The organism is Clostridium sp. LS (assembly GCF_002760435.1).
Classification (GTDB): domain Bacteria; phylum Bacillota; class Clostridia; order Clostridiales; family Clostridiaceae; genus Clostridium.
This window is the reverse complement of the sequence record NZ_AUUU01000071.1, coordinates 16,847-28,192: the sequence shown is the minus strand read 5'-3', so window position 1 is coordinate 28,192 and position 11,346 is coordinate 16,847. Positions and strand designations below refer to the sequence as shown.

The following is an 11,346-nucleotide window of genomic DNA, read 5'->3' as shown; positions in this document are numbered from 1 at the left end:
AATATAGAAAATTGGTAAGGAGAGAAGGGGTAAGGTGTTTGAAAATAGATATCCGATTTTTAATAGCGGAAGGCTTTTGAAAATTGAAATGCTTGAGGAACTTAGGGATTTTTCTAGGGAATTTTTTGATGCACAGTTTAAGGGATATTCTGATGGGATAATCTCTGGGTGTGATTTAGAGGTTTCTGATAATTATATAAAAATATCAAAAGGAATAATAAAATACCATGGTGTAATTTACCTTTTAAAAAAGGATAGCAGACTTGAATACACCTGCAGCAATAAGCTTACGATTTTAAAGGTAAAATTCTTACCTGAAATGCAGGATAGCGACTTTAGGATGAATTCTACAGAAATGAGTTTAACAGAGAATTTAGAACTTGGAGAAAATGAAATTGAGATTTGCAGATTTAAATTAAGAGTTGGAGCAAAGCTTAGAATTAATCATACAGATTTTACTGATTTAAGCACAAAATACGATACAGTAAATACAATATATGCACCTTATGCAGCTTATGGAGACAGCAGTTTAAATCCAGATATCTTAAGAAGATTTGGACTAGAATTATTAGGCTGTAATTTAAATGAGCCTTGGGATATATCCTTTGCAATGATGTGTGTTCAAAGTAAGGAAGCCATCCAAAAAGAGATAATAATCAGCTATTTAGCATATAAGTTGAACATTGAAAACAGAGAGTATAGTAATGAAGATTTATATTATTATCTTTTAGATGTATTAAGAAGTGCTAAAGATGGAGCAGGCAGTCATGGACGTAGAGGCAGCGGAAGATTTAAGAAGATACTTATAGATTAATGCACAATTGACAATTAGCAATCAAGGGAAAAAGTTTATGATTTTTAAATAATAATAGAAGGGGGAAAGGATATATGGCAGAACGAGTTGATGAAAAGATTTTGGATTTTATAAATGAAATGGAGAAAAGAGAGGCTAAAAAGGATATTAAAAGTGGCCCTGTGAAAATTGGAAACAGATATTATGAATTTGAGGAAAGAGACTTCTTTGAAGAAAGGTTAAAGATGTATATTCCCAAGGACTTTGAGGATATGTCATTTGAAGCAAGAAAATTAAAATATCCATCAGAAAACAGACCAGAAATCATAAAGTGCAATGAAGATGGAAGTATAACATTTACTTTAAATATTATTGCTAGTCCTTTAGATGAAGAACGTGTGGAAGAACTAAAAGATGGAATGAAGATGATAATTAAAAAAACAAATCCTGCAAATGTGTTTTATGAAGATGGAGTAATAGAAGTAAATTCAAAGAATATAGGCTTTTTTGAGTTTAAGAGCTATGCAATAGATGATTCTTTATATAATTTAATGTTTTTCTTTGAATTTGAAGAAAAAACATTAATGGGGACTTTTAGCTGCAGATATAGTGATTATGAAGAATGGAGAGACGTCTCTTTTGAGGTTTTAAAAACTATAAAAGTAGTAAATGAAGAACAATAATAATTTGCTTAATGAATTTTAGAAAGTTGGAGATGAGAGTAGATGAGTGAAGAATATGTATATACTTATGGGGATTTTATAGTATCGCCATATAAATTCGAAAAGATAAAGGTATTAAAAATAACAAGAGAATTAAATGAACATGCAAAGCTTTATATAAATGGTGTAATAAGTGATGAAAGTGCAGATAAATATGTTGAAGAAGCAGATGATGAAGCAAGTATTAAAATTTCAGTAAAAGATAATGAGGGTAATGTAACGGATTTATTTGAAGGAATTATATCTAACATTGGTATTGATGCAAGCAATGATGTAAGAACCTTAGAAGTAGAAGCTTTAAGTAAGACTGTTTTAATGGATATAGAAAAAAAGAGCCGGACTTTTCAGAATGAAAATGATACCTATGAAGATATTTTTAAGAAAATTAATTCAGAATATAGTAGCGCTCAAATATATGATAATGCTACAAATGGAGCGAATATTGATAAGTTAATAGTTCAATATAAAGAAACCAACTGGGAACTTATAAAAAGATTAGCATCGCATTTTAATATTGGAGTTGTAGCTGAATGCCAGCTATCAGATATAAAGTATTCATTAGGAGCTTCAGGAGATAGAAGTATATATGATATAAACGAATATAACTATTCAGTAAAAAAGGGCTTACATGAATATAAAGTTAAAGCTGCAAATGAAAATTATGATTTAGATGATCTAAACTTAGTAAGCTATGAAATAACAAGTAATAAAATAATGAATTTATACAGCAATGTTAACTTTCAGGGAAGAAACGTTTATGTATATAAATGTGAAATAGAAATGATTGATGGAGAGCTTTTAAATAAATATATTTTAAGAGATGAAAAAGGCATGAAAGTAAGAAAAATTTATAACAATAAAATTGTTGGAATGTCTCTTAATGGTAGCATCCTAGAAACTAAAAATGATGTGGTTAAAATAAAGCTAGAAATAGATGGGAATCAAGATGCAGGCACAGCAAAGTGGTTTGAATATTCTACAGTTTATTCCTCAGAAGATGGTACGGGATGGTATTGTATGCCGGAAGTGGGAGATGCCGTAAGATTGTATTTCCCAGATAATGAAGAAAAAAATGCATATGCCATAAGCTCAGTAAATTTAGAGAGCAGCAATTCAGAAAAACGCAGCAATCCAGATGAAAAGAATATAGGGACAAAGTATGGAAAGCAGATAGTAATGAAACCAGGTGCAGTAGAAATAGTTGGAGGCGGAAATCTTCTGATGAGATTAACAGATGATGGCGGAATAGAAGTTAATAGTGATAAGAAGATAATATTAAGTGCTCAAGATGATATTGAAATTAACTGTAAATCCAAAATAACAATTCAAGGAGACGAGGGAATTAACTTGACTCAGGCGGGAGCCAATATGAATATACAAGATGATGTAACCATGGGCGGTGCAAAAGTTAAAGTTCAGTAATTAAAGATTAGGAGGTGTACAACTAGTTTTGATAAAAGCAGTTATGAAATCTGTAAACAAGGAAGAAATTCTAGATGAGTTTTTAAAAAAATATGTGGGAGATAGGTGGATTGATGAATTTAATTATATTGATGAAAAATATAAAAATAACAAAGATTTAATTCAAGAAGATTTAAAATCTAAATTTTCTTCAGTGTGCAAATTAGTAAAGTCTCTCCAAGAGCAAGGAACAAAAGGAGAAATTAAACACATTTATTTTTCATTGCTTAGGACAAGTCTTCTTGAAAATAAAGGAGAATTTAGAATTGACTTTTATGATGAAAGATGGTTTTTAGATAAAGTAGATTGTTCAGTTAATATAAATTTAGATTTCATTTATACTTCACTCTTTAAGCATATGGAAGAACTTAAAGAGAAAAGGAAAGAGTATGGAAGAACTATAACAGATATGGATATAGAAGAAATAATGCTACTGGAATCGAATTTGTATCATATTTTATCTGTAGAATTTTTGAGGAATTTTATAGATGCATTATTAGAATTACCTTCTTATAAGGAAATGAAAAAAAGTACGGATATAAAAGTAATGGTAGGAGAGTTCATGGATGTTTCAGATTTAATATACCCTAAAGAAGAAGTAATTAATTCTTAAAAGAGATTGAAATAATTAAGTTTAAAATTATTTGTAAAACACCACTTTGGGAAGGAGAAATATGGATTATTTTTTATTAAAACAAGATGAAAGATATATAAATATCCCAAGACTTGAAAATATATTTAATAAGATTGATGTTAGGAACATTAACTTATTAAATTCACATAAAATTGATGACATTGTAGTTTTTTATGTTAAAGCCGATAAAGAAACTAACTTTCTAGATATTTTGAATAATCAATTATTTTTAATATCAGATGAAATGGGAAAGATTTTAAAGAAATATGATGAAGAGATGATACTCAAAACAATTCCATTGATTGATAAAGCCAACAAAAAACAGAGAAATTATTATTTGCCAATATTTGAGGAGATAGAAGCTTTAAGCGAAAAAGCTGAATTTAATTTAAATAGGACGGTAGTTAAAAAAATAATATTAGATAAGGAAAAAATTCAGGATAAAAAGATCTTTAAAATAAAAGAAGTATTTAAACCTTTAATTGTAATAAGGTTAGATGTAGCTGAAAGTTTACTAAGAAGAAATTATAAGGGAATATCCTTAGAAAGACTTCAAGTAGAGTAATTTCAGTAAAAAATATAAACTAATAAAAATATAAGGAGTAGATACCTATGTCAGATGGAGTATATTACATTGTAAGAGGAGCAAAGATGAAATGTACTAAAGGAACTCATAAAAGAAAAATCAACCTGCCTTTAGGACATGGCGCATATGTAAATGGATATCCTATGATGAATAAAAAAGATAATGAAGCAGAAAAAAATATAAAATATTTTGGAATATGCAATGGTGGTTGTGAAGAAGGAGAAGACATTTATTTAATAGGAGAAGATGGAATTCAGCTGCCTCCAGGGAAAAAGTGCAAGGTAACAATTTTAGATGATTGGATAAATGCTAAAGAAGACACATTAGTTGAAGGTGAAGGAGCTCTTACATTGGATTCAAAACTTATATGTCAATATGGAGGAATAATATCATTTGTGACAGACGGGCAAAATGATGGAATAGAAAAAAAAGAAGGAGAAATTCCGCAAGAAAGAGTTAATATATAAATGTAATAGAAGGAAGGGAAGGTAGATGGGAGCAATTCACGGATTAAGAATTAAATCTCCGTATAAGCTATTAAAAATAGAAGATATAAGAATTGAAAATAAAGCAAATGAACATGGTCAGTTATATTTAAAGTGCTTAATTGATGATTCAATTAATTTTGATTCTGCAATAAAAGCTTCCACAGATGATAAAATAAGTGTTTATGAGGAACTTGAAGATCATAGTGTAAACAGCTACGGAACAACTGTAAATATAAATGAAGTTGATGAAAGAAATAGCACAAGACTATTTGATGGGATTGTAAAAGACATTAAGACAAGCAATGTCAATGGTATCTATTATTTAGAAATAGAAGCATTCACTTCAAGTATTGAATTAGATATACAAGAAAAGAGTAGATCATTTCAAAATGCAGATATGACATATGATGAGCTCATAGAGAATATACTAAATGATTATTCTGGATATAATTTTAGTCAATGCGTAGGACAAGGAGAAAAGATAGGAAAACCATTATTTCAATACAAGGAAACAGATTGGAACTTTTTAAAGAGATTAGCGAGTGAATTAAGTTCAGAATTGTATTGTGATATAATTAATTCGAATGATTCATTTTATTTTGGAAGACCAGGTAATGCAAGTTATGAATTAGAAGATACGAAATATTATAAAGCTCATAAGAATCTTCACAGGTTTAGAGAATCTGGTGGATATGATGTTGGTCATGACACAGATTATTTTTATTATGAATTAGAAAGAAGAGAAAAATACAACGTTGGTGATGAAATATATTTTAAAAATAAACAGCTTTATGTAAACCAATATTCAGCATATGCACTAAAGGATGAAGTTATTTATAAATATAGATTGTGCAGGAAAAATGGTGTATGGCAAACAAAATCGTATAATTCACTTTTATCAGGAGCATCCCTTGAAGGCAAGGTAATAGACAGGCAGGGAGAACAAGTAAAACTTCAATTAAAGATTGATAATAATCAAAATAATGAAGAAGCATCCTGGTTTAGATTTGCACCACCAACAGGAAATATGATGCACTGCATGCCAGTAGTTGGGACAGATGCAAGGCTTTACTTTCCAAACGAAAGCAGTGAAGAACCAATAGTTACAGGATGTTTAAGAACAAACGGAAGTAGCTGCAAAAAGACATCTGATACAAGCAAAAGATATTTAGGTACTGAACATGGAAGTTCAGTGGAAATGCTACCAGATGCAATAAACATTAAAGGAGGAAGCAGCAGTCCATTAAGCATAAAATTTGAAGGTAGTATAGGAGTGACACTTACGAGTCCTAAGAAGTTAACCATGAGCGCAAGTGACGAAATAATAATGAAGACTCCTAAAAGTGTAAAAATAAATGCACAAAGTCAAATTGCTATAGTAAAAACAAATGCAGGAAGCGGACTTGCAATAGAAGGAGATTTAAATTATAAATCAAATAACGTAATATTAGAGGGAACATTCAAAGAATCATTTCCTGATTTTGATGATGATGAACCGAAGATTGGACAAAAACCTGAACAACCTAAAGAAATGCCATTTTGGGAAAAGGTAGCAATAGCAGCGGTAGCAGTAGTAGCAGCAGTAGCAATAGTAGCAGCAGCAGTAGTTCTTGCACCAGAGGTAACAATGGTTGCTTTAGGGGCTTCATTTAATCTCGGAACGGCAATTGCAGTATGTGCAGGAGTAGGTGCAACAGTATCCGCTGTTGCCGATGCTGGAACACAATGGCTGACCAATGGACATAAAGTTTCAGAAATTGATCCTCTGGAGGTAATTATTTCAGCATCTGGAGGTGCAATAAGCGGAGCATTTGCAGTTTTACCTATAAGTAGGTTAGGAGAAGCGGGAATAAATGGTGTAATTGGAGCTGTACAATCTGCTTCAACTGGAGGAAGTGTTGCAGATATCGCTTCAGGATTCGCTTTGGGAGCAATAGCAGGTTTTGCAGGAGGAGCGGGATATAAAGCAACATGGCGTCTATTTTACGATGCAAATCACGTTAATAGTGCATTAAACGCTTCTAAAAGAGGATTTGAAGCAGGGGTAGTAGTACCATGGATTGGTAAAGCTGCTAATTATATTGGAGATAAATTAGAAGAATGGTTTGATAAAAAATCGGAAGGAAACTTAATATGTTAGATAAGATATTTGGTGTTTTTGTTTATTTTTTTCAATTTTATGCATTTAACATACTATGTAGGTTTAGTGCAGCATATATTCCAACAACAAAATATAAGAAATATATTATTATTAGAAATGAAATAATTGCAAATATATTAATAGCTAAGTCAATAGGAAGAGATAGAATAGTAGAATATGGCGATCGAAATAAAATGTCCATAATGGGAATAATATCATATATTTTTATTTCGCCTGTTAATATATTAAATTTAATTGTTAATTTAGTTATACTATTTAACTATAATGGGTTAGGTAATTTAGTAAACTTATCTGGAAATGTCTATTTTATATTAGGAGTATTTGCGATTTTTAATTTGGTGGCAATATTAATAAAAATTTACTAATCACAAAGAATAATATAGGAGTAATAGTTAAAGAACATAAAAAATTAACGATATTTATCGACGTAAGTAATGGGTGGTGTCATGAAAAAATATTTTCTTATGAAAAATTATATAAAAATTCTACTTGGTTCAATTGTTATATTCATACTTGTTCTTATTATACTATTTTCTATTTATTATTATTATAGAATAGAGGACGAGCGTCTTATGATAATATTAATTCCGGAAGTATTTGGAATAATTGCTTTAGTTAAAGTGAAATATATGTTGCATAAAAACATAATGAAATTTGTACATGACGAATCAGTATTAAAACACGCAGTGTTAGATAGAATTACGCGTGAACAGATAATTGAACGAGTAAAAGAAAAAGGTTTTGAAACATACTCTGTCGATAATATTGAATTAGGTTTACAATTAGTGAACATAAAGAAAAACTTAATGGAAATCAGTTGTTGTTATGCTTTCTTGATATTAGGGGAAAGTATTGATGATGAAAATGAAATAGTGAAAAATGAAGAATTGGATAAAACATTGAATAATTATATAAAAGGAAAAGAGATGTATCGGTTTAGGACTGTTTGTCCGATATATTGTTTTTGGGCAGAAAAGCTTTCAGATAAAGTGATAGAAAAATGTAGCAAGGGATTTGAGTATAAAAAAGGAGCATTTTATATAGGTTATGAAACTTCAAGTGAAAATCTCTATTATGCAGAAGCTATTGAACAAATAAATATACCTAACTGTAAGAGGCAAGCTCAGTGGATAAAAGAAATTTTTCAAATAAGGTAGTTGAGTATAGATCCTAATAATTTAACAATAAAAGCGTAAAAATAAATGCACAGAGCCAAATAAGTGTTGTAGGGTAAATTTTAATTGATGAATATTGGTAAATCTTAATTATTATAAAGAAGATAAGAATCAAATATGAAAAGACGAAATATATTTGAAGATAACAAGTTGACATTTAAAAATAAAATCTTTTGGAAAGTACTCTTAATACCATTAATAAAACAAACCATTTCTGTTCCAAGATAATCTGTATCCAATTTTAATAATTCTGCTTCTTTAGCAATTTGTAATAATAACTTATATCGTTTATTGACCCATTCTGTAGAATGGCTTACGGTGGATGTCATAATGGCAATAACATCTGATTTATTGGCAGATAAAAAAGCACTATAGGTTGGATATTTAAACAAAATAGCTAGTGGAACTGAACTAAATGCATCACTGAATATTTCATTAAATTTTGGAAATACTAAGTTGCGTAGTGAATTGACTTTATCGTTTTTAACTTTTCTAATACTTTGTTTTGCAAAGTTCTTAGTATGTATTGGATTAATAATATAGCATTTATAGTCATTTTTACTGAAATAATTATAAAGAGGCATATGATATAGTTCAGTAGATTCCATAGAAATTTCAGGTCTTTTTGAAAATTGTTTTTCAATTTCCTTTAAAGTAGTTAAAAGTTTAGTAAATCCTTTAAAATCGTTAGTTACATTTAATTTTTTCCTATAGGTTTCACCACCGGCATTAAAATAGTTATAACAGAAGATTTAGAGGATATATCTACTCCGACAACGAAGTTATTGATGAATTATTCATAAGCTATGTCTCCTTTGATCTGAATAGAAGTATCATATAAATCCAATAGACTATATCCTCGTTTGTTATTCAGATAGTTTTACAAACAGTAAAAATCCAACCAGTTACGTATATAGAATATATTGAATGAGATGACAGTCTAAACAACGGGTATATATTATGCATCCAGGAAATTAACATCAATATCTCTATTCAAATATGTAATTTTCACTAGTTAGACTTTCACCGTATAGACTTAAATATTCGCCTATGAATTTAGTATTTTCAAATATGAGGATAATATAATAAATGAAAGTGATTATGATAGCTTTAAATTAAAATATAGTAAGGTTAAAAAGTAAGAATAAGATATCTGCCAAATAGCAATCTTTTATTAAGTATAGAACCAGTAAAAGATTAGAAGTGATTAAATTTACTATGTGTTGATATTAAGTCAACTTTGAGTTATACAGTTTCATTTATTATTATATATTTTAGGGAGAAATTATGAACAAAGTAGAACAGGGAAAAAAGTTATTTTTAACAATGGCAATAATATATATGACTTTAGTATTATTTGTAACCTTGCTTAAGGTTGTGGATAGAGGTGTTTTAGGAGCATTAGTAGCAATTATTAGGACTGTATCTAATATAATTCTTTTATACTATACGTTTAAGGGCAGAAAATGGGCTAAGATTATATTGACAATTTTATTCTCTATTGAACTATTTTTAGTTGGAATAAAAGTTGCATTTTCAATTTATACAGCAATAGGTATAATAAATTATAGTGCATCAATAGCTTCAAATGGATTAGGTATATATACGATATGGTTATCTCCTAGTTTTAATGAGTATTTAAAATCTATAAAAAATTAGTTTGACTGATGTTAGATTTGCATTATATTTGCCACTATATTTTTAAAATTTAAGATAGAAAAATCCTTACAGTATATAAAGGTTTATTTATAGCTATGAGGATTCTTTTTATTTAAGCAACATCATCATTACCCTTATAGTTAATTGTTTATTAACTACTGCGCTAAGTTCAGATGTAGACTGTGATAATTCATCAATTTTACTTTCAAACCTAATTAATAGGTATGTATCAACTGCAATTGGAGAAATAACATTAGTGAATAAAGTAACCATTTGACGGAGAGATACTTGAATGGAAATTAGGGAAAGGTATAACACATTATAAGTATGTATATGGTGCAGAGAAATATGGTATGAATTTAACATTAGTTGAATAGGTTAAGTGTAATATCTGATGTCATATAATTGAGTATATTAGTTATTGAAAAACAAGAAAATTTAGAGTAAATATAATTAATAAATTTTGGTAGTATATGTTTTTTAAATAATTATTCTTATAATAATATTATCGTAACTTAGGCAGCTAAGAAAGGCTTTGCAGCTTTCAGGGGCTGGTGCTTATTTAGATAATAAATATGGGATTAGCAGCAAAATTCATAATGCGTTGGATAAAGCAAAAAAATGTTTGAGGGTGAGAAAAAATTACTATGTTGAATAAGATAATACTTATTATTTGTGATACTTTTATGTTTTTCCTATTTAATGGAATTTGCAGATATAATGCATGTTATTTTCGTGAAAGTCTATTTAATAAATATATTATTATTGAAAATGCAGTAATTAAAACATTATTAATAGGCAAAGGTGTAGGAAGAAATAGGTTTGTAGCTGATTCTGATGCCAACAAATTACCAATAATAGGATTAATGTCATATGTTACTCTTGCACCAACTAATTTATTGAAGTTAATTTTAGAAATTATGATGATATTTAATTATAAAGGAATAACAAATCTTAAGGAAATATACCAAAAGGTTGATTATATATTTGGAATGTTTTTATGTTTATATTTAATACTACTTTTCATAAATGTTTGCATTATTGATCATAGGCGTAAAGTAAAGAAGTAAACCGTAAAATAAAGATAAATACAATTAAATGAATTAAATTGTAGACGTTTCTGCTGGATTGGATAATAGATTTGGAATTCTAAAATGTATTAAGAGAGATAATCGTTCTATAAGAATATTATCTCTCTTTGGAAATTAGAATAAAGTTTTGGAAACATATCATTGATATTTGAGTAGCTACTAGAAGGTACCTTGAAGCTGAACATGGCAGTGAAATAAAAATGATACCAGAGATGCAATGAACATTAAAGGTGGAAGCAGCAGTCCATTAAGCTTAAAATTTGAAGATAATGTAGGAGTAACACTTACAAGTCCTAAAAAGTTAATTATGAATGCAAATGAAGAAATAATAATGAAGACTCCTAAAAGTGTAAAAATAAATGCACAAAGTCAAATAGCTATAATAAAAACAAATTCAGGGAGTGGAATGACAGTATAAGGAGATTTGAATTATAAGTCAAACAATGTGAAATTAGATGGAACATATAAAGAACCATTTCCTGATTTTGATGATGAGCCAAAGTTAGGTAAAAAACCTGATCCGCCCAAAGAAGAAAAAGTGGATTTAATTGTGGGCTTTTAGCTAAGTGTGCTTTA

The 11,346-nt window shown here is 29.0% G+C and carries 15 protein-coding genes; 13 read left to right on the top strand and 2 right to left on the bottom strand.

All coding sequences use genetic code 11. The annotated features are described in order from the left end of the window. The first annotated feature begins 34 nt into the window (after positions 1–34). From COL3_RS16730 to COL3_RS16690, 9 genes are all read left to right on the top strand, one after another. Positions 35–814, top strand: a complete 780-nt coding sequence (locus tag COL3_RS16730; RefSeq protein ID WP_008428610.1) for a hypothetical protein — start codon at positions 35–37, stop codon at positions 812–814. Between the two features lie 74 nt (positions 815–888). Next, complete coding sequence (locus COL3_RS16725; RefSeq protein WP_008428609.1) at positions 889–1,476, top strand: hypothetical protein; 588 nt, start codon at positions 889–891, stop codon at positions 1,474–1,476. Positions 1,477–1,518: 42 nt separating this feature from the next. Further along, a complete protein-coding gene (locus COL3_RS16720) occupies positions 1,519–2,937 on the top strand; it encodes a phage baseplate assembly protein V (RefSeq protein ID WP_008428606.1) in 1,419 nt (472 codons plus the stop codon). Positions 2,938–2,965: 28 nt separating this feature from the next. Beyond that, positions 2,966–3,589, top strand: coding sequence for a hypothetical protein (locus COL3_RS16715; RefSeq protein WP_008428604.1), 624 nt, complete (start codon positions 2,966–2,968; stop codon positions 3,587–3,589). 61 nt (positions 3,590–3,650) lie between these two features. Then, positions 3,651–4,175 carry a hypothetical protein gene (locus tag COL3_RS16710; RefSeq protein WP_008428602.1) on the top strand — a complete coding sequence of 175 codons (525 nt, stop codon included), beginning with the start codon at positions 3,651–3,653 and terminating at the stop codon, positions 4,173–4,175. Between the two features lie 47 nt (positions 4,176–4,222). Continuing rightward, positions 4,223–4,663: a DUF4280 domain-containing protein gene (locus COL3_RS16705; RefSeq protein WP_008428601.1), complete on the top strand. Its 441-nt coding sequence runs from the start codon at positions 4,223–4,225 to the stop codon at positions 4,661–4,663. A gap of 25 nt (positions 4,664–4,688) precedes the next feature. Beyond that, the gene (locus COL3_RS16700) at positions 4,689–6,824 is read left to right on the top strand and encodes a hypothetical protein (RefSeq protein WP_008428599.1); all 2,136 of its coding nucleotides are present in this window, start codon (positions 4,689–4,691) and stop codon (positions 6,822–6,824) included. Next, positions 6,818–7,210: a hypothetical protein gene (locus tag COL3_RS16695; RefSeq protein ID WP_008428596.1), complete on the top strand. Its 393-nt coding sequence runs from the start codon at positions 6,818–6,820 to the stop codon at positions 7,208–7,210. Before COL3_RS16700 ends, COL3_RS16695 begins: the two co-directional genes overlap by 7 nt. Before the next feature lie 81 nt (positions 7,211–7,291). Next, the gene (locus tag COL3_RS16690; protein WP_008428594.1) at positions 7,292–8,002 is read left to right on the top strand and encodes a hypothetical protein; all 711 of its coding nucleotides are present in this window, start codon (positions 7,292–7,294) and stop codon (positions 8,000–8,002) included. A gap of 104 nt (positions 8,003–8,106) precedes the next feature. Here the strand turns inward: COL3_RS16690 and COL3_RS16685 are convergent, their stop codons facing one another. Then, positions 8,107–8,772 carry a transposase gene (locus COL3_RS16685; RefSeq protein ID WP_099716669.1) on the bottom strand — a complete coding sequence of 222 codons (666 nt, stop codon included), beginning with the start codon at positions 8,770–8,772 and terminating at the stop codon, positions 8,107–8,109. A 535-nt stretch (positions 8,773–9,307) separates the two neighbouring features. On the opposite strand from COL3_RS16685, the gene COL3_RS16680 reads away from it, so the two are divergent. Then, complete coding sequence (locus COL3_RS16680) at positions 9,308–9,679, top strand: hypothetical protein (protein WP_008428589.1); 372 nt, start codon at positions 9,308–9,310, stop codon at positions 9,677–9,679. 108 nt (positions 9,680–9,787) lie between these two features. On the opposite strand, the gene COL3_RS29360 is transcribed toward COL3_RS16680, so the two are convergent. Continuing rightward, positions 9,788–9,952, bottom strand: a complete 165-nt coding sequence (locus tag COL3_RS29360; RefSeq protein ID WP_242982149.1) for a YvrJ family protein — start codon at positions 9,950–9,952, stop codon at positions 9,788–9,790. Positions 9,953–10,326: 374 nt separating this feature from the next. Between COL3_RS29360 and COL3_RS16670 the strand changes: the two genes are divergently transcribed. From COL3_RS16670 to COL3_RS29350, 3 genes are all read left to right on the top strand, one after another. Continuing rightward, positions 10,327–10,749: a hypothetical protein gene (locus tag COL3_RS16670; RefSeq protein WP_008428586.1), complete on the top strand. Its 423-nt coding sequence runs from the start codon at positions 10,327–10,329 to the stop codon at positions 10,747–10,749. A 238-nt stretch (positions 10,750–10,987) separates the two neighbouring features. Further along, positions 10,988–11,188 (top strand): hypothetical protein, encoded by a 201-nt coding sequence (locus tag COL3_RS29355; protein ID WP_008428584.1) that lies wholly within the window; start codon positions 10,988–10,990, stop codon positions 11,186–11,188. 6 nt (positions 11,189–11,194) lie between these two features. Continuing rightward, the gene (locus COL3_RS29350; protein WP_242982148.1) at positions 11,195–11,332 is read left to right on the top strand and encodes a hypothetical protein; all 138 of its coding nucleotides are present in this window, start codon (positions 11,195–11,197) and stop codon (positions 11,330–11,332) included. Positions 11,333–11,346 lie beyond the last annotated feature (14 nt).

Coding starts and splice junctions, on each gene's coding strand:
- COL3_RS29355 (WP_008428584.1), top strand. CDS start 10,988: ATGAACATTAAAGGTGGAAGCAGCAGTCCATTAAGCTTAAAATTTGAA.
- COL3_RS16670 (WP_008428586.1), top strand. CDS start 10,327: ATGTTGAATAAGATAATACTTATTATTTGTGATACTTTTATGTTTTTC.
- COL3_RS16705 (WP_008428601.1), top strand. CDS start 4,223: ATGTCAGATGGAGTATATTACATTGTAAGAGGAGCAAAGATGAAATGT.
- COL3_RS16690 (WP_008428594.1), top strand. CDS start 7,292: ATGAAAAAATATTTTCTTATGAAAAATTATATAAAAATTCTACTTGGT.
- COL3_RS16725 (WP_008428609.1), top strand. CDS start 889: ATGGCAGAACGAGTTGATGAAAAGATTTTGGATTTTATAAATGAAATG.
- COL3_RS16700 (WP_008428599.1), top strand. CDS start 4,689: ATGGGAGCAATTCACGGATTAAGAATTAAATCTCCGTATAAGCTATTA.
- COL3_RS16695 (WP_008428596.1), top strand. CDS start 6,818: ATGTTAGATAAGATATTTGGTGTTTTTGTTTATTTTTTTCAATTTTAT.
- COL3_RS29360 (WP_242982149.1), bottom strand. CDS start 9,952: ATGGTTACTTTATTCACTAATGTTATTTCTCCAATTGCAGTTGATACA.
- COL3_RS16680 (WP_008428589.1), top strand. CDS start 9,308: ATGAACAAAGTAGAACAGGGAAAAAAGTTATTTTTAACAATGGCAATA.
- COL3_RS16720 (WP_008428606.1), top strand. CDS start 1,519: ATGAGTGAAGAATATGTATATACTTATGGGGATTTTATAGTATCGCCA.
- COL3_RS16710 (WP_008428602.1), top strand. CDS start 3,651: ATGGATTATTTTTTATTAAAACAAGATGAAAGATATATAAATATCCCA.